General features: G+C 72.4%; 18 protein-coding genes. 4 read left to right on the forward strand and 14 right to left on the reverse strand.

Features of this window, described 5'->3' with window-relative positions; genetic code table 11:
* Positions 1 to 469 precede the first annotated feature (469 nt).
* From PKA89_RS10760 to PKA89_RS10775, 4 genes are all read left to right on the forward strand, one after another.
* A complete protein-coding gene (locus PKA89_RS10760) occupies positions 470 to 2,335 on the forward strand; it encodes a 2-oxoacid:acceptor oxidoreductase subunit alpha (protein WP_324419252.1) in 1,866 nt (621 codons plus the stop codon).
* Between the two features lie 17 nt (positions 2,336 to 2,352).
* Complete coding sequence (locus PKA89_RS10765; RefSeq protein WP_324419390.1) at positions 2,353 to 3,429, forward strand: 2-oxoacid:ferredoxin oxidoreductase subunit beta; 1,077 nt, start codon at positions 2,353 to 2,355, stop codon at positions 3,427 to 3,429.
* A complete protein-coding gene (gene rarD / locus PKA89_RS10770) occupies positions 3,426 to 4,433 on the forward strand; it encodes an EamA family transporter RarD (RefSeq protein WP_324419253.1) in 1,008 nt (335 codons plus the stop codon). The genes PKA89_RS10765 and rarD overlap by 4 nt, the downstream gene beginning before the upstream one ends.
* A 73-nt stretch (positions 4,434 to 4,506) precedes the next feature.
* Positions 4,507 to 5,499, forward strand: a complete 993-nt coding sequence (locus PKA89_RS10775) for an ATP-binding protein (RefSeq protein WP_324419255.1) — start codon at positions 4,507 to 4,509, stop codon at positions 5,497 to 5,499.
* 75 nt (positions 5,500 to 5,574) lie between these two features.
* Here PKA89_RS10775 and PKA89_RS10780 read toward each other — a convergent pair whose 3' ends face one another.
* The 14 genes from PKA89_RS10780 to nuoF form a co-directional block, all read right to left on the reverse strand.
* Positions 5,575 to 6,327, reverse strand: coding sequence for an AraC family transcriptional regulator (locus PKA89_RS10780; protein ID WP_324419257.1), 753 nt, complete (start codon positions 6,325 to 6,327; stop codon positions 5,575 to 5,577).
* A 39-nt stretch (positions 6,328 to 6,366) separates the two neighbouring features.
* Positions 6,367 to 6,669 carry an antibiotic biosynthesis monooxygenase gene (locus tag PKA89_RS10785; RefSeq protein WP_324419259.1) on the reverse strand — a complete coding sequence of 101 codons (303 nt, stop codon included), beginning with the start codon at positions 6,667 to 6,669 and terminating at the stop codon, positions 6,367 to 6,369.
* 328 nt (positions 6,670 to 6,997) lie between these two features.
* Entirely contained in the window at positions 6,998 to 8,314 is a 1,317-nt protein-coding gene (locus PKA89_RS10790) for a D-arabinono-1,4-lactone oxidase (protein WP_324419261.1), read from the reverse strand.
* Positions 8,311 to 9,477, reverse strand: a complete 1,167-nt coding sequence (locus tag PKA89_RS10795) for an alanine racemase (protein WP_324419263.1) — start codon at positions 9,475 to 9,477, stop codon at positions 8,311 to 8,313. Before PKA89_RS10795 ends, PKA89_RS10790 begins: the two co-directional genes overlap by 4 nt.
* A 22-nt stretch (positions 9,478 to 9,499) precedes the next feature.
* Complete coding sequence (locus tag PKA89_RS10800) at positions 9,500 to 10,510, reverse strand: polyprenyl synthetase family protein (protein ID WP_324419265.1); 1,011 nt, start codon at positions 10,508 to 10,510, stop codon at positions 9,500 to 9,502.
* Positions 10,511 to 10,524: 14 nt separating this feature from the next.
* Positions 10,525 to 12,084: an NADH-quinone oxidoreductase subunit NuoN gene (gene nuoN, locus PKA89_RS10805; RefSeq protein ID WP_324419267.1), complete on the reverse strand. Its 1,560-nt coding sequence runs from the start codon at positions 12,082 to 12,084 to the stop codon at positions 10,525 to 10,527.
* Positions 12,084 to 13,622, reverse strand: coding sequence for an NADH-quinone oxidoreductase subunit M (locus PKA89_RS10810; RefSeq protein ID WP_324419269.1), 1,539 nt, complete (start codon positions 13,620 to 13,622; stop codon positions 12,084 to 12,086). The genes nuoN and PKA89_RS10810 overlap by 1 nt, the downstream gene beginning before the upstream one ends.
* Complete coding sequence (gene nuoL, locus PKA89_RS10815) at positions 13,619 to 15,532, reverse strand: NADH-quinone oxidoreductase subunit L (RefSeq protein ID WP_324419392.1); 1,914 nt, start codon at positions 15,530 to 15,532, stop codon at positions 13,619 to 13,621. Before nuoL ends, PKA89_RS10810 begins: the two co-directional genes overlap by 4 nt.
* Before the next feature lie 40 nt (positions 15,533 to 15,572).
* Positions 15,573 to 15,872 carry an NADH-quinone oxidoreductase subunit NuoK gene (nuoK, locus tag PKA89_RS10820; RefSeq protein WP_324419271.1) on the reverse strand — a complete coding sequence of 100 codons (300 nt, stop codon included), beginning with the start codon at positions 15,870 to 15,872 and terminating at the stop codon, positions 15,573 to 15,575.
* Positions 15,869 to 16,639, reverse strand: coding sequence for an NADH-quinone oxidoreductase subunit J (locus PKA89_RS10825; RefSeq protein WP_324419272.1), 771 nt, complete (start codon positions 16,637 to 16,639; stop codon positions 15,869 to 15,871). The genes nuoK and PKA89_RS10825 overlap by 4 nt, the downstream gene beginning before the upstream one ends.
* Positions 16,636 to 17,253, reverse strand: a complete 618-nt coding sequence (gene nuoI, locus PKA89_RS10830; RefSeq protein ID WP_324419274.1) for an NADH-quinone oxidoreductase subunit NuoI — start codon at positions 17,251 to 17,253, stop codon at positions 16,636 to 16,638. The genes PKA89_RS10825 and nuoI overlap by 4 nt, the downstream gene beginning before the upstream one ends.
* Complete coding sequence (gene nuoH / locus PKA89_RS10835; protein ID WP_324419276.1) at positions 17,246 to 18,616, reverse strand: NADH-quinone oxidoreductase subunit NuoH; 1,371 nt, start codon at positions 18,614 to 18,616, stop codon at positions 17,246 to 17,248. The genes nuoI and nuoH overlap by 8 nt, the downstream gene beginning before the upstream one ends.
* Entirely contained in the window at positions 18,613 to 21,096 is a 2,484-nt protein-coding gene (locus tag PKA89_RS10840) for an NADH-quinone oxidoreductase subunit G (RefSeq protein WP_324419278.1), read from the reverse strand. Before PKA89_RS10840 ends, nuoH begins: the two co-directional genes overlap by 4 nt.
* A complete protein-coding gene (nuoF, locus tag PKA89_RS10845) occupies positions 21,093 to 22,418 on the reverse strand; it encodes an NADH-quinone oxidoreductase subunit NuoF (RefSeq protein ID WP_324419280.1) in 1,326 nt (441 codons plus the stop codon). The genes PKA89_RS10840 and nuoF overlap by 4 nt, the downstream gene beginning before the upstream one ends.
* Positions 22,419 to 22,434 lie beyond the last annotated feature (16 nt).

The following is a 22,434-nucleotide window of genomic DNA, read 5'->3' on the forward strand; positions in this document are numbered from 1 at the left end:
GAGACACCGACCACCCCTCCTCAGGACGCCGCCGGGCGCGGACGGCGCCCACCGCCCGGTGCGGTTGCGCCCCCACGGCGGGCATCCGAGAGACACCGACCACCCCTCCTCAGGACGCCGCCGGGCGCGGACGGCGCCCACCGCTCGGTGCGGTTGCGCCCCCACGGCGGGCATCCGAGAGACACCGACCACCCCTCCTGCGGACGCCGCCGGGCGCGGACGGCGCCCACCGCTCGTTGCAGTTGCGCCCCCACGGCGGGCATCCGATAGCCGCCCCCCACCCTCGCACCCGGGCGCCCACGCCTCCGATGCCCCCGGACTCCCGCGCCCGACCATCCCGACACCCGCACGTGCCGGAGCGTGGGATACGCGGAGAGCGACCCTCACCTGCGACGTACGATGGAGAGCGGTGCGTCCACCCACCGCGGCGGGCCCCTCCACGAGCACTCCCGACACCCCAGGGACCACGGTGACCAGCAAGACCGTCCAGACCCTCGACCGGGTCGTCATCCGCTTCGCCGGCGACTCCGGCGACGGCATGCAGCTGACCGGCGACCGCTTCACGTCCGAGACCGCGGCCCTCGGCAACGACCTCTCGACCCTCCCCAACTTCCCCGCCGAGATCCGCGCGCCCCAGGGCACCCTCCCCGGCGTCTCGAGCTTCCAGCTGCACTTCGCCGACCACGACGTCCTCACCCCCGGCGACGCCCCGGACGTCCTCGTCGCGATGAACCCCGCCGCCCTCAAGGCCAACCTCGGCGACCTCCCGCGCGGCGCCACGATCGTCGCCAACACCGACGAGTTCACCAAGCGCAACCTCGCCAAGGTCGGCTACGCCGAGAACCCCCTCGACGACGGCAGCCTCGAGTCCTGGCACGTCCACCCCGTCGCGCTGACGAGCATCACCGTCGAGGCACTCGCCCCGTTCGCGGGGCTGACCCGCAAGGAGAAGGAGCGGGCGAAGAACATGTTCGCCCTCGGCCTCCTCTCGTGGATGTACACCCGCCCCACCGCCGGCACCGAGGCGTTCCTCACGAAGAAGTTCGGCGGCCACCCCGAGATCCTCGAGGCCAACCTCGCCGCCCTGCGCGCCGGCTGGAACTACGGCGAGACCACCGAGGACTTCGCCTCGTCGTTCGTCGTCAAGGCCGCCCCGATGGCACCCGGCACCTACCGCAACGTCACCGGCAACACCGCGCTCGCGCTCGGCCTCGTCGCCGCGGCCCACCGGGTCGGCCGCCCGCTGGTCCTCGGCTCGTACCCGATCACCCCGGCGTCCGACATCCTCCACGCGCTCTCCGGGATGAAGAGGCACGGCGTCACCACCGTGCAGGCCGAGGACGAGATCGCCGGCATCGGGGTCGCCCTCGGCGCGAGCTACGGCGGCGCGATCGGCGTCACGTCCACCTCCGGCCCGGGCATCGCCCTGAAGTCGGAGACGATCGGCCTCGCCGTCTCGCTCGAGCTGCCCCTCGTCGTCGTCGACATCCAGCGCGGCGGCCCGTCCACCGGCCTGCCGACCAAGACCGAGCAGGCCGACCTCCTCCAGGTGATGTACGGCCGCAACGGCGAGTCGCCCGTGCCCGTCGTCGCCGCCCAGACCCCGGCCGACTGCTTCGACGCCGCCATGGACGCCGTGCGCATCGCGACGACGTACCGCACCCCGGTCGTCCTGCTCTCCGACGGCTACCTCGCCAACGGCTCCGAGCCGTGGCCGGTCCCCGACGTCGACGCCCTTCCCGACCTCACCGTCGAGCTCGCCACCGAACCGAACGCCACCGACGACAAGGGCGAGCCCGTCTTCCGGCCCTACCTGCGCGACCCCGAGACGCTGGCCCGGCCGTGGGCCGTCCCGGGCACACCGGGGCTCGAGCACCGCATCGGCGGCATCGAGAAGGCCAACGTCACCGGCGACATCAGCTACGACCCGGACAACCACGACCGGATGGTCCGGCTGCGCGCCGCGAAGGTCGCCGGCATCACGGTGCCCGACCTCGAGGTCGACGACCCGAGCGGCGACGCGAAGGTCCTCGTCCTCGGGTGGGGCTCGACCTACGGCCCGGTCGCCGCGGCCACGCGCGTCGTGCGCAACGCCGGCCACGCCGTCGCCCGCGCGCACCTGCGCCACCTCAACCCCTTCCCCGCGAACCTCGGCGACGTCCTGCGCCGCTACGAGCGCGTCGTCGTCCCGGAGATGAACACCGGGCAGCTCGCACTCCTGCTGCGCGGCACCTTCCTCGTCGACGTCCGCTCGCACACCGCCGTCCGCGGCCTGCCGTTCACGACGGTCGAGCTCGCCGACGTCATCTCGTCCACCCTCGAGGAGATCTCGTGACCACCGTCGAGCTGGGCATGCCCGTCACCGGGCTCCAGCACGTCCCCCACCTGCCCGACGACGCCCCGCGCCAGACCAAGAAGGAGTTCACCTCCGACCAGGAGGTGCGCTGGTGCCCCGGCTGCGGCGACTACGTCATCCTCGCCGCCGTGCAGTCCTTCCTCCCCGAGCTCGGGCTGCGCCGCGAGAACATCGTCTTCGTCTCCGGCATCGGCTGCTCGTCGCGCTTCCCGTACTACCTCGACACCTACGGGATGCACTCGATCCACGGCCGCGCGCCGGCCATCGCCACCGGGCTCGCCACGTCCCGTCCCGACCTGTCGGTGTGGGTCGTCACCGGGGACGGCGACGCGCTGTCGATCGGCGGCAACCACCTCATCCACGCGATGCGCCGCAACGTCAACCTGACGATCCTGTTGTTCAACAACCAGATCTACGGGCTGACGAAGGGCCAGTACTCCCCCACGTCGCGCACCGGGTCGGTGACGAAGTCGAGCCCGCTCGGGTCGGTCGACGCCCCGTTCAACCCGGTGTCGCTGGCGCTCGGTGCCGAGGCGACGTTCGTCGCGCGGGCGATGGAGTCCGACCGCGACGAGCTCAAGGCGGTGCTCAAGGCGGCCGCCCAGCACCGCGGCACGGCCCTCGTCGAGATCTACCAGAACTGCCCGATCTTCAACGACGGCGCGTTCGAGGTGCTCAAGGACCGCAGCCAGCAGGATGCCCGCATCGTCCGCCTGCGCGCCGGCGAGGCGATCACCGTCGGCGCCGAGGACGACCGGAAGGTGCTGGTGCGCAAGGGATCCGGTGTCATGAAGTTCATCGACGAGGCGGAGGCCGAGACCGGTGAGAAGGGCGCGGTCGTCGTCCACGACCCGACGCTCGACGACCCGTCGCAGGCCTTCCAGCTCTCCCGCCTGGACACCCCGGAGATGACGCACGTGCCGATGGGCATCTTCCGGCAGGTGGAGCGGCCGGCCTACGACGACCTCGTCCGCGCCCAGGTCGAGGGTGCCGTCGACGCGGCCGGCGGACCGGCCACGGACGACGACCTCGGTGCGCTGCTTCGCGGTCGCGACACGTGGACCGTGGGGTGAGCGCGGCCCCACCGCCGAGCCCCGCTCCCCCGCCGAGCCCCGTTCCCCCACCGGGCCCCGCCCCGGACGACGCCGAGGTCCGTCGCGGCACCGGCTACGGCTTCCTCGCCTACGGCATCTGGGGACTGTTCCCGCTCTACTTCCACGCGCTCGCCCCGGCCGGTGCGTTCGAGATCCTCGCCCACCGCATCCTCTGGACGCTCGCGGTGTGCGCCCTCGTCCTGCTCGTCCGGCGCGACCTCGGCTGGGTCCGCGGCTTCGTGGCCCGTCCGCGGCTCGTCGGCGGCATCACCGTCGCCGGCCTGCTCATCGCGGGCAACTGGACGATCTACGTCCTCGCGGTCCTCACCGGACGGACCTACGAGGCGGCGCTCGGGTACTTCCTCAACCCGATCGTCACGGTCGCGCTCGGGGTGCTCGTGCTCCGCGAACGGCTGCGGCCGCTGCAGTGGGTGGCCGTCGGCGTCGGCGCGGTGGCGTCGGTGTGGCTGGCCGTCGCGGGCGGCGTCGTGCCGTGGATCCCTCTCGCGCTGGCGTTCTCGTTCGGCCTGTACGGGTTGGTCAAGAAGAAGGTCGGGGCGTCGCTCACGGCGATGCGCTCGCTGGCGGCGGAGACCGCGGTCCTGTCGCCCGTCGCGGTCGTCGTGCTCCTGGTGCTGGCAGCGCAGTCGGCGACGACGTTCACGGCCGACGGCGCCGGCCACACGACCCTGCTCGTCCTCTCGGGGGTCGTCACGGCGGTCCCGTTGCTGCTCTTCGCCGCGGCCGCCCGGCGCATCCCCCTCGTCACGGTCGGGCTCATCCAGTTCATCACCCCGGTGCTCCAGCTCGTCGTCGGCGTCACACTGCTGGGCGAACACGTCTCCGGACGGCTGTGGGTCGGGTTCGGCATCGTCTGGGTGGCGCTCGTCCTGCTGTCCTACGACTCGCTGACGGCGACGCGGTCCTCGCGGCGGGCGGCAGCCGCCGAGCGCGAGCCCGGCTGCCCCGAACCCACCGTCTGATCCCTGTCCACCGTGGGAGTCGCGTCGTCGATGCGGCCCCGTCGGCGGCACCGAACGCCCATCATGGGTCAGCATGGACTGGTACCTCGACCGCGCGGAGCAGCTGGGCGACCTGCGCCGCGAGATCGGCCGGTACCTGGCCCGCCACGCGACCGCCGACACCGAGGCCGTCGAGGACGCCGAGCTCGTGGTCAGCGAAGCGGTCGGGAACGCCATGCGGCACAGCACGGGGCCGGTCTGGGTGTCCCTGCGCTGGACCGAGCAGCACCCCCTCCTCACCGTGTACGACGTCGGGACGTCCGCCGCCGACCTCGCCGGCGCGGGCCGACCGTCGGTCCCGTCCCTCGCGCCCGACGACGAGCTCCCCGAGTCCGGGCGCGGCATGGCGCTCATCCGTCACCTCGCCCACGACGTCGTGGCACGGGTGCGTCGCGAGTCGGGGACGGTCGTCTCGATGCGCCTCGCCGTCTCGCGCCGGCCCGCGCAGAGCGTCGACCCGCCACGGCGCAGCAGCGGGCTGCTGCCGGCGTTGCACGAGGCGCGGCCCGGCGGAGGCTTCGGGAAGGAGTCGTTCCTGCGGGCCCTCGTCGTCCAGCTGTCCCAGGCCATCGAGCACCACCACGGACCCGACGCGGCCGAGGCTGCCGTGGCGCAGGTCGGCACCGATGTCGGCGGGCAGATGGAGCAGGAGGTCCGACTCGCCGAGCAGATCGTCGGCCGGCTCTCCCCCGAGGACCTCGGCCGCTGCTACGTGCGCCTCAAGCACGCCATCGACGGCGGGTTCAGCGTCCTCGAGGCGAACGCCGAGCGAGTGGTCCTCGTGAACACGCGGTGCCCGTTCGGTGAGTCGGTCCGTCAGGCTCCGGCCCTGTGCCGGATGACCTCGAGCGTCTTCGGCGGCATCGCGGCGCGCAACCACGAGGGCGGAGCGTCCGTCCTCCTCGAGGAGCGCATCGCCGTCGGCGACCCGGGGTGTCGGGTGGTGGTCCACCTCGGCGAACCACCGGTCGAGGTCGCGCCCTTCGTCCACCAGTACCGCCCACCCCGGGCCGACCCGGGGGCCTGAGCCCGCAACCGCCAGGCAGGATGGGAGGCGTCCGACCGACCGACCGACCGACCGACCGCCGGCGGCCGCGGCGGCTCAGCGGGTGAACGTGGCGCGGTAGTCCGACGGGGTGGAACGGGTCAGCTCCCGGAAGGCGGCGTTGAACGCCGAGAGGGAGCCGTAGCCGACCCGGTGGGCGATGGCCGTCACCGGGGTGTTGTCGGCGGCGAGCAGCTCGACGGCGCGCAGCACCCGCATCCGGCGCAGGACGGCGCGCCAGGGCATCCCGATCTCGCTCTCGAACCGCCGTGCGAGGGAGCGGGGTACGAGACCGACGGCGCGTGCGACGTCCTCGAAGCGGACCTCCTCGCCGAGGCGCTCCTCGGTGAGGGCCAGCGCGGCCCTCACCTCGGGCGAGCGCCCGGCCGGCACGACGACCGGGCTCGGGTGCTCGGCCAGTCGCCAGGCGACCGCGGCCAGCGCGGCGAACATCGTGCGCGGGTAGGCCGGCAGCGGGCCCTCGGACTCGGGCCACCCGCTGCACTCGGCGAGCAGCGCCCGGGCCAGCGGGTCGAGGTCGACGACGGTCAGGTCCCGAGGCGGCGGCGGCACGAAGCCCACGTCGAAGAGCACGGAGGCGGTCCTAGCCGGTTGCGGGATCGACACGGTGACCGGTCGCCCGGCGCGCAGCAGGGCGGCCCGCGCCGGGGGCAGCAGCCAGCGCTGCCCCTCGGCCTCCAGCCGCAGCGCGCCGGAGGAGGCGCACAGCAGGTAGTGCCGGTCGACGACCAGCTCGCTCGGTCCGGTCGGCTCGAAGGACCGGGTGAACGCGAACGCCTCGCGGGTCACGGGAGCACCATGGCCCGATGCTAGGGACGGTGCGGGTGCTCAGGCCACCGACTCGACGAGCTCGGCCCGGAAGCGGCGGCTGACCGGGCCGTCGACGACGAGCGGCCGCAGCACCGCGTTGGACCGGGCGAAGGCCTCCGAGACGAGGTACGCGGCGAACGAGGCCTGGTCGGCCCACTCGTGCACGACCGTCACGGTGCGGTCGTCCTCGCGCGAGGCGTACACGCGGAACGCGACGTTGCCCGGCATCGAGCGCACGGTCGGCCGCTCTCCCTCGAGCTGGGCGAGGGCACGGGCGCGGTCGGCGGGGGTCGTGGCGAGGTCGAGGATGGCGATGAACACGGTGGTCTCCTGGTGTGTCGAACGGATTCGATGTGGAACCACCAGCCTGACCCGCTCGCCCGACGCACGCCTCCGCGCACCGGACGCGTTCACGCGCCCATCGGACAGCGGGCCCCACGGCGGGGTCCCCACGGCGAGGTCCCCCTCCCCGCGCCGAGTTCGCCCGCCGAGAGGAGGCAACACGCAGGTGTCGGTCGCGCGAGGTCTGCGTGTTGCCTCCCCTCGACGACGTGCAATCACCGAGACGGCCCGCCGCGTCGACGCCGAGGTGGGTGACACCAGGCGGGAAAGCCGAGCAGAACCGAGGCGGCTGAGCCGACGCGCGGGGTCAGTCGCCGAGGAGGTGGGCGACGTGGGCGTTCGTGAAGAGGCGCCCGGGATCGAGGCGGTCGCGGACCGCGAGGACGTCGTCGAACCGCGGGTAGAGCGAGCGCAGCCGGTCGGCGCCGAGGGTGTGCACCTTGCCCCAGTGCGGCCGCCCCTCGTGCTCGGCGACGATCGCCTCGAAGGCCGCGAACAGCGGACCCGGGTCCATCCGGTGGTACTGGTGCACCGCGACGTAGGCGTTGTCGCGCTCGTACGCCGTCGAGAGCCAGACGTCGTCGGCCCCGATGAAGCGCACCTCGACCGGGAACGGCACCGGCGCCGAGGTCCGCTCGAACCACGCGCGCAGCTCCGAGAGCACCGGGACGACGGACGTCCTCGGCACGGCGTACTCGGACTCGACGAAGCGCACCTCGCGTGAGGAGCAGAACACCTTCCACGAGTCGTCGGCGAACTCGCGTGCCCCGAGGACCCGCGCACTCAGCTGGTTGACCCGGGGCGTGAGCCGGGGGGCGCGGGCCAGCACCCGGTTGACGCCCTCGTAGACCCGGTTGGCCAGCAGGTCGTCGTCCAGCCGGGACCGCCAGGGCGGCAACGGGCCCGGCCCCTCCCCCGGCCCGACCCGGTCGTTGCGCTTGAGCAGCACCCGGTCGGTGTGCGGGAACCAGTGCATGTCGACGTGGTCGTGCGCGTCGGCGAGCTCGTGGATGCCCCCGAGCACCGACGAGAACGACTCCCCCGACTCGCGCGCGTGCAGCCGGAACGCCGGCACGCACTGGAGCTCGACCTCGACGACGACGCCCAGCGCCCCGAGCCCGACCCGCGCCGCCTCGAAGACCTCCGGCGACTCCTCGGCCGAGCAGCGCAGCACCGACCCGTCGGCCAGGACGAGCGTCAGCCCGCACACCGCCGCGGCGATCCCCTGCCGCCGCACGCCCGTACCGTGCGTGCCGGTGGCGACCGCCCCGCTGATCGTCTGGCGGTCGATGTCGCCGAGGTTGGGTAGCGCCAGCCCGAGCGCCTGGAGGGCCGGGTTCAGCTGGTGCAGAGGCGTGCCCGCGGCGACGCGCACGCGCATCCGCTCGCGGTCGACCCCGAGCACCCCGCGCAGGCCGTCGACCCGCAGCAGCACCCCGTCGGTCGCGACGAGGGGGGTGAACGAGTGCCCCGTCCCGGCCACCCGCAGCGTGAGCCCCCGCGCTGCAGCCGTCCGCACCGCGTCGACGACGCCCCCGACCGTCGACACCTCGGTGACGACGCTCGGGTGCGCGGTGACGTTGCCGCCCCAGTTGCGCCAGGTCGCGCCGCTGCCTGAGCTCATCCGTGGTTCCGTCCTTCGCCGCGGTAGGTGGGGACCGAGTCGACGAGCTCGCCGTCCCGGACGAGGTGCAGCACGTCGAAGCGCTCGAGCAGCTCGCCGGCCTTGGCGCCGCGCATCCACACCCGGTCGCCGAACCCCAGGGCGTCGACCCCCTGGCCCTCGACCGGTGTCTGCACCTCCCCGGCCGCCTCGGTGCGCACCAGCGACCAGCCGGCCCGCACCGGCGACGGCACGCGCGACCAGCCGGGCTCCCCGCTCGCGACGTAGCCGCCACCGAAGGTCGTGACCAGCCCACGCCCCGGACGCCGGACGACCGACACCGCGTAGGCCATCGCCGGACGCGGGGTGAAGTCGTCGTAGCCGTCGAAGAGGGTCGAGGCGTAGAGACCGGACCCGGCCGCGAGCTCGGTGACGGCGGTGTCGGCCGCGAACGTGTGCAGGCTGCCGGTGCCGCCGCCGTTGACGAACCGCAGGTCGCACTCGGCACGCACGGCGTCGACGACTGCCGCCCGGCGCTCGAGCAGCTCGTGCACCGAGCGCCGCTTGAGCACCCGCACGGCCGCCGAGTCCGGCAGCCCGGCGACCTGCGCGTCGTAGAACATCAGGCCGCGCACCTCCAGGCCCACCCCGGATGCCGCCCGCGCGACGGCCAGCGCCTCGGCCGGCGTGCGGGTCGGCGAGCGGCGGACCCCGAGGTGCAGCCGGCCGACCCGCACCGAGCAGTCGACGTCGACCGCGACCCCCACGCCGCGGACGGCGTCACCGAGGACGTCCCGCAGCCAGCGCACGTGCTCGACCGAGTCGACGGTCAGTGTCACCTCGCGGCGCAGCTCGTCGTCACCGGCCACCTCGCGCAGCGACGCGACGTCGACCGACGGGTACGCCACGTACACGTCGCGCACCCCGCCGCGGACCAGCCAGACCGCCTCCGCGACGGCGTAGCCCATCACCCCGGCGAACCCGGGCCGGGCGAGCACGTCGGCCAGCACCCACCGGCAGCGCAGCGACTTCGAGGCGACCCGGACCGGCCGGCCACCGGCCCGCCGCACGAGGTCGGCGGCGTCCGCCTCGTAGCCGTCGAGGTCGAGGACGACGAGCGGCGTCGGCAGCCCACGCGTCGCGGCGTCCCACCGCGCGGTCACGTCCTCCGGAACCGAGCCCACGGACCCGACCCTAGTGCGCGCCTCAGCCGACCCGGGTGACGACGCCGGTGGCCAGCGCGTGCAGCGCGTCGCGGGCGTCGCTCGGCGGCAGCGCGTCGAGGACCGACTGGGCACGGGTCGCCACCGCGTGCGTGTGCTCACGGGCCCGCTCCATCGCCGGGTGCGCCCGCAGCAGCCCCAGCGCCTCGGCGAGGTGCTCGTCCGAGGACAGGTCGCCCAGCAACAGCTCCTGGAGGCGCTCGTCCGCCGGGTCGTCCGACGCGAGCACGAAGAGCACCGGCAGCGTCCGCTTGCCCTCGCGCAGGTCGGTGCCCGGGGTCTTGCCCGTCTCGTCGGCCTCGGAGGAGATGTCGATGAGGTCGTCCGCGAGCTGGAAGGCCATCCCGAGGCGCTCGCCGAACTCACGCATCACCTCGACGACCTGCGCTGAGCAGCCGCCGAACATCGCGCCGTACCTCGCGGCCGTCGCGATGAGCACGCCGGTCTTGTCCTCGAGGACCTTCAGGTAGTACTCGACCGGGTCCTGGCCCTCGGGGCACGGCCGGTCGTCGCGGATCTGCCCGGCGCACAGCCGGACGAAGGTCTGCGCCTGGATCTTGACCGCCTCGGGCCCGAGGTCGGCGACGATGTCGCTCGCCGTGCCGAAGAGCAGGTCGCCGACGAGGATGGCGGTCGAGTTGTCGTACAGCGCGTTCGCCGATGGCGCGCCGCGGCGCACGTCGGCCTCGTCCATCACGTCGTCGTGGTACAGCGACGCCAGGTGGGTGAGCTCGACCCCCGCCGCCGCTGCGACGACGGACGCCGACGCCCCGGACCCCAGCTCGGAGGCCAGCAGCGTGAGCAGCGGCCGGAACCGCTTGCCGCCGGCGAGGGTGAGGTGCGAGGAGGCCTGCGCGATGAACGGGTCCTCGTGGTCGACGCGCTCGACGATGAGCGCCTCGACCTGCTCCAGCCCCGTGGCCAGGCGGCCGCGCAGCTCCTCGCTGGCGCCGGGCAGCGCGAGCACCGACGGGGTCCCCCGCTGCGCCGTCACCCCACCCGCCGAGCTCACAGCAGGAACTGGGAGGCGTTGTTCGCGAGCTCCAGCACGACGGCCGGCGCGACGCCGGCGACGACCGTGACGGCCACCCCCAGGGTGATCGCGATGGTCGACGGCACCGACGGCTGGAGAGCGACGACGCCCTCGACCGGCTCGGTGAAGTACATGAGGACGATGAGCCGGACGTAGACGAACGCGGTGACGGCCGAGGCGAGCACACCGACGACGACCATGACCGTGCCCGCCGTGCCCGACTGCACCGCGGGCGCGAACGCCGCGAACTTCGCGGTGAAGCCGGAGGTGAGCGGGATGCCCGCGAACGCGAGCAGCAGGAAGGCGAAGGTGCCGGCGACGACCGGGTGGTTGCGGCCCAGGCCGGCCCACTGCGACAGGTGCGAGGCCTCCGAGCCGTCCTGGCGGACCATCGTGACGATGGCGAACGCGGCGATGGTCGTCGCCCCGTAGGCGAGCAGGTAGAACATCACCCCACCGATCGCCGTGCGCGAGAACGCGAGGACGCCGACGAGGATGAAGCCGGCGTGCGCGATCGACGAGTACGCGAGGAGCCGCTTGACGTCGGTCTGGGTGACCGAGAGGACCGCACCGACGACCATCGTGAGGATGGCGATGACGACGACGCCGATCTGCCAGTCCCAGCGGTCCGGGGCGACGCCGACGTAGGTGAGCCGGAGGATGGCGCCGAACGCGGCGAGCTTGGTGCAGGCGGCCATGAAGCCGGTGACCGGGGTCGGGGCGCCCTGGTAGGCGTCCGGGGTCCACGAGTGGAACGGCACCGCGCCGACCTTGAAGAGCAGGCCGACGAGGGTGAGCACGACGCCCGGCAGGAGCAGGCCGTCGAGGTCACCGGCGTTGGTCTGGATGGCCGACGCGAGCACCTTGAGGTCGGCGGAGCCCGCGTACCCGAAGAGCAGGGCCGCGCCGAAGAGGAAGAACGCGCTGGAGAACGCCCCGAGGAGGAAGTACTTGAGCGCGGCCTCCTGCGAGAGCAGGCGCCGGCGCCGGGCGAGGCCGGTCATCACGTAGAGCGGGAGCGAGAGGACCTCGAGCCCGACGAACAGCGTGATGAGGTCGTTGGCCGAGACGAAGACCATCATCCCGAGCACGGCGAAGAGGGTGAGCGGGAAGACCTCGGAGGTGGCGTACCCGGCGCGGGTCGCGGCGTCCTCCTGGGTCGAGCCCGGCGTCGAGGCGCCCATCGGGGTGAAGGCGTCCGAGCCGACCCCGCCGAAGCGCTCGGCCATGACGAGGACGCCGATGACCGACAGGAGCAGCAGCGTGCCCTGGAGGAAGAGCGAGACGCCGTCGACGGCGACCGAGCCGCCGAGGGTGACCGCCTGGTGGTCGCGGCTCCAGACCGCGAGGACGACGAGGGCCACGAGCAGCGTCCCGACGGTGAGCCACACCTGGATCGGGTGCCGACGGTCGCGCGGCGCGAAGGCCTCGACGAGCACCCCGACGAGCGCACCGGCGACGACGATGATCATCGGCAGCACGGCGAGGTAGTCGATCGACGCCTGCTGGAAGGCGGTCGGCAGCACGGCGGGCATCACTTGGCACTCCCGGAGGCGTCGGTGGGGGCCGGGTCGGTGACGCCGACGATCTGCAGCGTCTTGTCCACGGCCGGGTTGACGAGGTCGAGCACCGGCTTCGGGAAGAAGCCGAGGACGACGAACGAGACGATGATCGGCGCGACGACCCACCGCTCACGCAGCGACAGGTCGCGCGGCGCCTCGCCCTCGGCGAACGACGGCTTCGGGCCGGTCATGGTGCGCTGGTACATGAGCAGGATGTAGAGGGCCGCGAGGACGATGCCGAGCGCCGCGACGACCGCCGCGACCTTGTAGCGCATGAAGGTGCCCTGGAGCACGAGGAACTCGGACACGAACGAGGACAGCCCGGGCAGCGCGAGCGAGGACAGGCCGGCGACGAGGAAGGTGCCGGCGAGCACCGGCGTGACCCGCTGCCAGCCGCCGTAGTCCGGGATCCGCTTCGAGCCGTGCCGCGTCACGAGGAAGCCGGCGATGAGGAACAGGCCGGCCGTCGAGAAGCCGTGGTTGACCATGTAGAGGGTCGAGCCGGCGCCACCGACGCTCGTCATCGCGAAGATGCCGAGGACGATGAAGCCGAAGTGGCTGATCGAGGTGAACGCGATGAGCCGCATCATGTCGGTCTGGCCGATGGCCAGCAGCGCGCCGTAGACGACCGAGATCACCGCGAGGGTGAGCACGACCGGCGTCGCCCAGTGCGAGGCCTCCGGGAAGAGCTGGAGGCAGAAGCGGATCATCCCGTAGGTGCCGACCTTGTCGAGGACGCCGACGAGGAGCACCGCGGTGGCCGGGCGCGACTCGGTGGCGGCGTCCGGGAGCCAGGTGTGCACCGGCCACATCGGGGCCTTGACCGCGAACGCGACGAAGAACGCGACGAACATCCAGCGCAGCGCGACGGTGGAGCCGTCGAGCCCGCCGATCAGCTTCTCGACGAGGAAGCCGTCCTGGCCGCCGGGGCCCACGAAGTAGACCGCGATGACGCCGACGAGCATGACGAGACCGCCGGCCAGCGAGAAGAGGAGGAACTTCATCGCCGCGTACTGCCGCTGCGGACCGCCGTACATCCCGATGAGGAAGTACACCGGGATGAGCATCGCCTCGAAGAAGACGTAGAAGAGGAAGACGTCGGTGGCGGCGAAGACGCCGACCATGAACGCCTCGAGGACGAGCATCAGCGCGAAGTAGCGCTTCATCCGCCCGAACTCGGCCTCGTCGACGTCGTTCCACGCGGCGAGCACGCAGACCGGGGTGAGGATGGCGGCCATGACGATGAGGGCGAGCGCGATGCCGTCGACACCGAGTGCGTAGGAGACGCCGAACTGCGGGATCCAGGAGTGGGTCTCGGTCAGCTGGAACATCCTGCCCGAGCCGCTGTCGAAGGCGACCCACGCGGCGACCGCGAGGACGAGCGTGACCAGCGTCGTGCCCAGGGCCACCGGGCGCACGAGCCGGGCCGAGCCGACGGGCAGCGCCGCGACGACGACCGCGCCGAGCACCGGCACGACCATCATGAGCGTGAGCAGGGGCAGGGAGGTCACTGGATCACCCACAGAGCACCGAGGACGGCGACGACACCGGTGAGCATCGTCAGGGCATACGACCGGGCGTAGCCGGTCTGGAGGCGACGCAGCCTCGAGGAGAACCCGCCGACGAGGGCGGCGAGGCCACCGGCGGCGCCGTCGACCCCCTTGCCGTCGACGAAGACGAGTGAGCGGGTCAGGTGGATGCCCGGCCGCATGAACAGGCCCTCGTTGACGGCGTCCTGGTAGAGGTCGACGCGGGCGGCGCGGGTGAGCACCGAGCCGCGGGGGGCGACCTCGGGGACGTCCTCGCGCCAGTACTGGCGCCAGGCGAGGTAGATGCCACCGGCGACGAGCAGGAGGGTCAGGCCCATGAGCGGGTACTGGCCGATGACCGCCTCCTCCTCGCCGTGCTCGCCGACGACCGGCGACAGCCAGGAGACGATCGGCGCCGTCGCCGCGAACGGCCAGGCGAGCAGCAGGCCGAGGAGGGCCGAGCCGGCGGCCAGCACCATCATCGGGACGGTCATGATCCTCGGCGACTCGTGCGGGTGCACCTCGTCGGTCCAGCGCTTCTCGCCGTGGAACGTCATGAAGAACAGGCGGGACATGTAGAACGCGGTGATGCCGGCGCCGACGAGCGCGGCACCGCCGAGCACCCACGGCTTCCAGCCCTCGCCGACGAACGCGGCCTCGATGATCTTGTCCTTGGACCAGAAGCCGGAGAACGGCGGCACGCCGAGGATGGCCAGCCAGCCGAGCGCGAACGTGCCCCAGGTGATCTTCATGGCCCCGGAGAGCCCGCCGAAGCGGCGCATGTTCACCTGGTCGTCCATGCCGTGCATGACCGACCCGGCGCCGAGGAACATCCCGGCCTTGAAGAAGCCGTGGGTCAGCAGGTGGAAGATCGCGAAGGCGTACCCGACCGGGCCGAGCCCCGCGGCGAGCATCATGTAGCCGATCTGGCTCATCGTCGAGGCCGCGAGGGCCTTCTTGATGTCGTCCTTGGCGCAGCCGACGACCGCCCCGAAGATGAGCGTCACCGCCCCGACGAGGGCCACGGCGAGCGCGGCGTCCGGGGCGGCGTCGAAGATGACGTGCGAGCGGACGACGAGGTAGACGCCGGCGGTGACCATCGTCGCGGCGTGGATCAGCGCGGACACCGGCGTCGGGCCGGCCATCGCGTCCCCGAGCCAGGACTGCAGGGGGAACTGCGCGGACTTGCCGCACGCGCCGACGAGCAGGAGCAACCCGATGGCGGTGAGCGTCGACTGGTTCGCGCCGCCGACCGCCTCGTTGACGGTCTTGTAGTCGACCCCGCCGAAGGCGATGAACATCGTCATGATCGCGATGGACAGCCCGAGGTCGCCGACCCGGTTGACGAAGAAGGCCTTGTTCGCGGCGGTGGCGTAGGCGGGGTTCCAGTTCCAGAACCCGATGAGGAGGTAGGACGCGAGGCCGACGCCCTCCCAGCCGACGAAGAGCAGCAGGTAGCTGTCCGCGAGGACGAGCAGGAGCATCGACGCCACGAAGAGGTTGAGGTAGGCGAAGAAGCGCCGCTTGTCCGGGTCGTGCTCCATGTACCCGAGCGAGTACACGTGGATGAGCGACCCGACGAACGTGATGAGCATGACGAACGCGAGCGACAGCGGGTCGACGAGCAGCCCGAGGTCGAGGTTGAAGGACCCCGCCGGCACCCAGCTCCACAGCGTGAGGTGGTGCGCGCGCTCACCCGCCGCCTGGCCGAGCAGCTGGACGAGGATGACGACCCCCACGCCGAAGCTCGCCCAGGACAGCCCGGTCGCGAGGCCCGGGCCGACCTTGTCGGTGCGTCGCCCGCCGAGCAGCAGGACGGCCGCACCGAGGAGGGGCAGCGCGACGAGCAGCCACGCGACCGACGCGGCGCCGGTCGCGGCGCCCGCGGTCATCGCGCCGCCCTCGGTGATCAGTGAGTGCACGTCTACTCCTTCAGAGCTTCAGCAGGTTCGCGTCGTCGACCGAGGCCGACCGGCGGGACCGGAAGATCGCCATGATGATCGCGAGGCCGACGACGACCTCGGCGGCCGCGACGACCATGACGAAGAGGGCGAGGACCTGGCCGTCGAGCGTGCCGTGCATCCGGGCGAAGGTCACGAAGACCAGGTTCGCCGCGTTGAGCATCAGCTCGACGCCCATGAAGACGATGATCGCGTTGCGCCGGGTGAGGACGGTCGCGCCCCCGATGACGAAGAGGACCGTCGCCAGGTAGACGTAGTTGACGAGGCTCATCGCTCGCTCCCCTCGCGCACGTCGCGCTCGATCTGGCGCTCGCCCTCGGTGTAGACCTCGGGCGAGCGGTTCTGCTCGCGGGCGGTGAGCACGCGCGAGACGGACAGCTCGGACGGCGTGCCGTCGGGCAGCAGCGCCGGGGTGTCGACGGCGTTGTGCCGCGCGTAGACGCCGGGGGCCGGCAGGCCGGCGAGGTACTTGCCCTCCTGGAAGCGCCGGCGGCTCCACTCCTTCTGGTCCGGGCCCTTGCCGAGTCGCTCGCGGTGGGCGAGGACCATCGCGCCGAGGGCGGCCGTGATGAGGAGCGCGCTCGTGATCTCGAAGACCCAGACGTACCGGCCGAAGATCAGCTGCGCGACACCGGAGACGTTGCCGGTCTCGGCGTTGACCGAGGCCACGCCCGCGGGCGCCCCCCAGGTGACGTGCCCGACCGAGAAGCCGAGGATGCCGCCGAGCCCGATGACCAGCACGAGGGTGGCCCACCGCTGCCCGGTGATCGTCTCGACGAGGCTGTCGCTGGAGTCGACGCCGATGAGCATGACGACGAACAGGAAGAGCATCATCACGGCGCCGGTGTAGACGAAGATCTGGATGACCCCGAGGAAGTCGGCGTCCTGGGCGATGTAGAAGACGCCGAGGATGATCATCGCCAGGGCCATGCCGAGCGCGGCGTGCACGGCCTTCCTCGCGAAGACCAGGCCGAGCGCCCCGAGCACCGCGAGGGGCCCGAGGATCCAGAACATGATCTCCTCGCCGGTGCCGGTCACGAGCCCACCTCCGCGTCCTCGTCGGTGCGCGTGTGCTGCTCGACGTACTCGCGCTGGCCGTCCGTGGCCTCGGTGACCTTGCCGAGGTAGTAGTCGCGCTCCTCCATGCCGTCGACCATCGGGAACGGCGGGCGCAGCATGCCCGGCTGGAGCGGGGCGAGGAGCTGGTCCTTGGTGTAGATGAGGTCGGCGCGGTTGTCGTCGGCGAGCTCGTAGAAGTTGGTCATCGTCAGGGCCCGGGTCGGGCACGCCTCGATGCACAGCCCGCAGAAGATGCAGCGCAGGTAGTTGATCTGGTAGACGCGGCCGTAGCGCTCCCCGGGGCTGAACCGGCCGGCGCCGCCCTCGGTGTCGTCGTTGTTCGCGCCCTCGACGAGGATCGCGTCGGCCGGGCAGGCCCACGCGCACAGCTCGCAGCCGACGCACTTCTCGAGGCCGTCGGGGTGGCGGTTCAGCTGGTGGCGGCCGTGGAACCGCGGCTGGGTCGGGCGCTTCTCCTCCGGGTACTCCTCCGTCGCGACCTTCCGGAACATCGTCGAGAAGGTGACGCCGAAGCCGGCGACGGGGGCGAACAGGTCGGAGAGGAAGCCGGACTTCCTCTGCTCGTCAGCCACGAGTGGCCTCCTCGGTGTCGGGCCGGGTGGTCAGGGCGGGCGCGGTGAGCGAGGGCTCGCGCAGCCGCTGCCCGGGCATCGGGGGCACCGGGTGCCCCCCGGCGTACGGGTCGATCTCCTCGGGGATGCCGGGGTGCTGCCTCGCCTCGCGCCGCTCGGCCCGGCTGTCCCACAGCCAGCCGACGACGAGCGCGCCGACGGCGATGACGCCGACGAGGGCGAGCGAGAACACCGGGAAGCTGCGGCCGGCGAAGACGACGTCACCCCCGAGCCAGCCCTGCTGGCCGGCGCGGAAGAACGCGACGAGCACGACCCAGCCGAGGGTGGCCGGGATGAGGAACTTCCAGCCGAAGCGCATGAACTGGTCGTAGCGGACCCGGGGCAGCGAGCCGCGCAGCCAGACGAAGAAGAACATGAACAGCCAGAGCTTGGCGGTGAACCAGAGCACGCCCCACCAGCCCTCGTTGAACATCCCGCCGTTGATCGCCGCGATGCCGGGAGGGGCCTCGTAGCCGCCGAGGAACATCGTCGTGGCCAGGGCCGAGACGGTGAACATGTTGATGTACTCGCCGAGGAAGAACATCGCGAAGCGCATCGAGCCGTACTCGGTGTGGAACCCGCCGGTCAGCTCGCCCTCGCCCTCGGCGAGGTCGAACGGGAGGCGGTTGGTCTCGCCGACCATCGTGATGACGTAGACGAAGAAGCTGAAGAACGCCGGCACGACGAACCAGAGGTCGCGCTGGGCGCCGACGATCTGCGAGGTCGACATCGACCCGGCGTAGAGGAAGACGGCGACGAGCGAGAGGCCCATCGCGATCTCGTAGGAGATCATCTGCGCCGAGGAGCGCAGGCCACCCATGAGCGGGTAGGTCGAGCCCGAGGACCAGCCGGCGAGCACGACGCCGTAGATGCCGACGCCGGCGACCGCGAGCACGAGGAGCACCGCGACGGGGGTGTCGGTGAGCTGGAACGGCGTCGAGTGGCCGAACATCGAGACCTTGCCGGCGAGCGGCATGATCGAGAACGAGACGAAGCACATCGTCGCCGTGATGAGCGGCGCGAGGGTGAAGACGAAGGCGTCGGCGGCCTTGGGCCGCACGTCCTCCTTGAGCATCGACTTCATGCCGTCGGCCAGGGTCTGCAGGAGGCCGAACGGGCCGTTGCGGTTCGGGCCGGGGCGCTGCTGCATCCGCCCGATGACGCGACGCTCGAACCAGATGACGAGCAGCGTCGAGACGAGCAGGTACACGAAAATGATGAGCGCCTTGACGAGGCTCAGCCACAGCGGGGTGTCGGAGAAGTCGGCGACCGGGTTGTCGGTGTTCGCGGTGGCCAGGCCAGCGAGGGCGGGGACGCTGCTCATGCGGAGACCTCCTGGGTCGCCGGGGTGACGGTGACGAGCGCACCGGGTGCACCCGCGAGGGTCGCCCGCAGGTCACAGCCCTGCGAGTTCGTGGGGAGCCAGACGACGTGGTCGGCCATCTCGCTGACCAGCACCGGCGCGGTGACCGTGGTCTGCGCGGCCCGCACGGTGAGGTGGTCGCCGTCGACGACGCCGAGCGCCGCCGCGGTGCTCGCCGAGATCCGGGCCACCGGCCGGGGCGCGGTCCCCGCGAGGAACGGCTCGCCGTCCTGGAGGGAGCCGCGGTCGAGCAGGTGGCGCCACGTCGCGAGGACGAGCGTCCCCTCGGTGAGCTCGGGGACCTCACCGGCCTCGGTGGTCGGCGCCGCCGGGCGCGCACCGCCCCACGGGCCGAGCTGCTGCATCTCGGTGCGGACCTCGCGCAGGGTGCGGGTGCCGAGGAACTCGCCCATCTCGTCGGCGAGCATCTCGAGCGCGCGGTAGTCGCTGACGTACGCGGTGTCGAGGGCGGCCTCGAACGGGCGGACCCGGCCCTCCCAGTCGACGAACGACCCGCCCTTCTCGGCGTGCGCGGCGACCGGCAGGACGACGTCGGCGTGCTCGGTGACCGCCGAGCGCCGGATCTCGAGCGAGACGACGAACGGGGCCCGCAGCGCCGCGGCGGCGCCGTCGACCCCGAGGTCGGCGGGGTCGACCCCACCGACGACGAGGGCGTCGAGCTCACCGGCGGCGGCCGCGGCGACGATGCCGGCGGTGTCGCGTCCGGGGGCCTCGGGGAGCGGGCCGACGTGCCACACGGTCGCGACCTCGTCGCGGGCGGCGGGGTCGGCGACCGGGCGGCCACCGGGCAGGAGGGTCGGCAGGGCGCCGGCCTCGAGCGCACCGCGCTCTCCCGCCCGGCGCGGGACCCACGCGAGGCGGGCGCCGGTGCTCTCGGCGAGGGCGGCGGCGGCGCTCAGCGCGCCGGGGACCATGGCGAGCCGCTCGCCGACGAGGACGATGCCGCCCTCGCGCAGGCCGCGGCCGGCCTCGGCGACGACCTCGGTGCCCGAGCCCTCTCCGAGGGCGCGCAGCACCTCGGGCTCGGTGCCCGGGGCGGTCGGGATGAGCGTGCCGCCCATCTTCGCGAGGCCACGGGTCGCCACGGGCGAGACCGCGAACACCCGGGTACGGTTCTTGCGGAACGCCTTCCGCAGGCGCAGGAAGACGATCGGGGACTCGTCCTCGGGCTCGAAGCCGACGAGGACGACGTGCGAGGCGGCCTGGAGGTCGGTGTAGGTGACCGCGCCGCCGTCCGGACCGGTCCCGACGACCGTCGAGGCGAGGAAGTCGGCCTCCTCGGCGCTGTGCGGGCGGGCCCGGAAGTCGACGTCGTTCGTGCCCAGCACGGTGCGGGCGAACTTGCCGTAGGCGTAGGCGTCCTCGGCACTGACCCGGCCGCCGACGAGCACACCGGCCCGCGCGCCGCGCAGCCCGGCGGCCGCCCGCTCGAGGGCCTCACGCCACGACGCGACGCGCAGCTCGCCGTCCTCGCCGCGGACCATCGGGAACTCGACGCGGTCGCCGACCTGGGTGTAGGCGAAGGCCCATCGGCCCTTGTCGCAGTTCCACTCCTCGTTGACCAGCGGGTCGGCCGAGGCCATCCGGCGCAGCACGGTGCCGCGGCGGTGGTCGGTGCGCGTCGCGCAGCCGCTCGCGCAGTGCTCGCAGACGCTCGGGGTCGACACGAGGTCGAACGGGCGCGAGCGGAAGCGGTAGGCGGCGCCGGTCAGCGCGCCGACCGGGCAGATCTGGACGGTGTTGCCGGAGAAGTAGGACTCGAACGGCTTCTCCTCGTAGATGCCGACCTGCTGCAGCGCGCCGCGCTCGACGAGGGCGATGAACGGGTCGCCGGCGACCTGGTCGGAGAAGCGGGTGCAGCGGGCGCAGAGCACGCAGCGCTCGCGGTCGAGGAGGACCTGCGAGGAGATGTTGATCGGCTTGGGGTAGGTGCGCTTGACGTCCTCGAAGCGCGAGGTGGCGCGGCCGTTGCTCATCGCCTGGTTCTGCAGCGGGCACTCGCCACCCTTGTCGCAGACCGGGCAGTCGAGCGGGTGGTTGATGAGCAGCATCTCCATCACGCCCTTCTGCGCCTTGTCGGCGCCCTCGGACGTGTACTGCGTCTTGACGACCATCCCCGGGGCGACGGTCATCGTGCACGAGGCCTGGGGCTTCATCCGGCCGGGGGGGCCCTGCATCTGGGTCGGCTCCCCCGGCGTGCCGTCGGGCCCGGGGCGGCCGGGCATCCAGACCTCGACGAGGCACTGGCGGCAGGCACCGACCGGGTCCAGGCCCGGGTGGTCGCAGAAGCGCGGGATGTCGATCCCGGCCTGCTCGGCGGCGCGGATGATGAGCGTGCCCTTGGGCACGGACACCTCGACGTCGTCGATGCTCAGCGTGACGAGCTCGACCGGGGCCTGGGTCTCGGGCGTGGCAGTCATGCGGAGACGGTCTCCTTCGCGCCGCCTGCCGTGGCCCACACGGTCGAGGCGGCCCGGTCGAACGGGCAGCCACCGTGGGTCAGGTGGGCGACGTACTCGTCGCGGAAGTACTGGATCGAGCTCGTGATCGGGCTCGTCGCGCCGTCACCGAGGGCGCAGAACGCACGGCCCAGGATGTTGTCGCAGATGTCGAGGAGCTTGTCGAGGTCCTCCTCGCTGCCCTCCCCGTGCTCGAGCCGGCCGAGGATCTGCTTGAGCCACCAGGTGCCCTCTCGGCACGGGGTGCACTTGCCGCACGACTCGTGCATGTAGAAGTCGGTCCAGCGGTCGACGGCGCGCACGACGCACACGGTCTCGTCGAAGACCTGGAGGGCCCGCGTGCCGAGCATCGAGCCGGCCGCGGCGACCGACTCGAAGTCGAGCGGCACGTCGAGGTGCTCCGGGGTGAAGATCGGCGTCGAGGACCCGCCGGGGGTCCAGAACTTCAGCTCCTTGTCGGGGTCGCGCATCCCGCCGGCCAGGTCGATCAGCTCGCGCATCGTGATGCCGAGCGGCGCCTCGAACTGGCCCGGGTTCCGCACGTGCCCGGAGAGGCTGAAGATGCCGAAGCCGGTGGACTTCTCGGTGCCCATGCCGGTGAACCAGTCGACGCCCTCGAGCACGATGCCGGGGACCGAGGCGATCGACTCGACGTTGTTGACCGAGGTCGGCCGGGCGTAGAGGCCGGCGGCACCGGGGAACGGCGGCTTGCTGCGCGGCTGGCCCCGGCGACCCTCGAGCGAGTCGAGGAGCGCGGTCTCCTCGCCGCAGATGTAGGCACCGGCGCCGGCGTGGACGGTGATGTCGACGGTGACGCCCGTGCCGTTGATGTCCGTCCCGAGCAACCCGGCGGCCCGGGCCTCCTCGACCGCCCGCAGGAGCCGGCGGTAGACGTGGACGACCTCGCCGCGCAGGTAGATGAACGCGTGCTCGCAGCCGATGGCGTACGAGGAGATGATCACCCCTTCGATGAGGACGTGCGGGTTGGCCATCATCAGCGGGATGTCCTTGCACGTGCCCGGCTCGGACTCGTCGGCGTTGACGACGAGGTAGCGGGGGCCGCCGTCCGGCGGGGCCATGAACGACCACTTCAGCCCGGTCGGGAAGCCGGCGCCGCCGCGGCCCCGCAGGGAGGAGTCCTTGACCATGGTCAGGACGTCGGCGGCCTCCATCCCGAGCGCCTTGTCGAGGGCCTTGTACCCTCCGCCCTCGCGGTAGGTCTGGAGCGTCCAGGACCGCTCGTGGTCCCAGTCGCGGGTGAGGATCGGGGTGAGCGTGGTCATCGCTGGCCCTTCCCGT

Origin of the sequence: Phycicoccus sp., assembly GCF_035325325.1 — a bacterium.
Lineage (GTDB): Bacteria > Actinomycetota > Actinomycetes > Actinomycetales > Dermatophilaceae > Phycicoccus.

Coding starts and splice junctions, on each gene's coding strand:
- PKA89_RS10765 (WP_324419390.1), top strand. CDS start 2,353: ATGCCCGTCACCGGGCTCCAGCACGTCCCCCACCTGCCCGACGACGCC.
- PKA89_RS10775 (WP_324419255.1), top strand. CDS start 4,507: ATGGACTGGTACCTCGACCGCGCGGAGCAGCTGGGCGACCTGCGCCGC.
- PKA89_RS10790 (WP_324419261.1), bottom strand. CDS start 8,314: ATGAGCTCAGGCAGCGGCGCGACCTGGCGCAACTGGGGCGGCAACGTC.
- nuoN (WP_324419267.1), bottom strand. CDS start 12,084: ATGCCCGCCGTGCTGCCGACCGCCTTCCAGCAGGCGTCGATCGACTAC.
- nuoL (WP_324419392.1), bottom strand. CDS start 15,532: ATGACCGCGGGCGCCGCGACCGGCGCCGCGTCGGTCGCGTGGCTGCTC.
- nuoK (WP_324419271.1), bottom strand. CDS start 15,872: ATGAGCCTCGTCAACTACGTCTACCTGGCGACGGTCCTCTTCGTCATC.
- nuoH (WP_324419276.1), bottom strand. CDS start 18,616: ATGAGCAGCGTCCCCGCCCTCGCTGGCCTGGCCACCGCGAACACCGAC.
- PKA89_RS10840 (WP_324419278.1), bottom strand. CDS start 21,096: ATGACTGCCACGCCCGAGACCCAGGCCCCGGTCGAGCTCGTCACGCTG.
- nuoF (WP_324419280.1), bottom strand. CDS start 22,418: ATGACCACGCTCACCCCGATCCTCACCCGCGACTGGGACCACGAGCGG.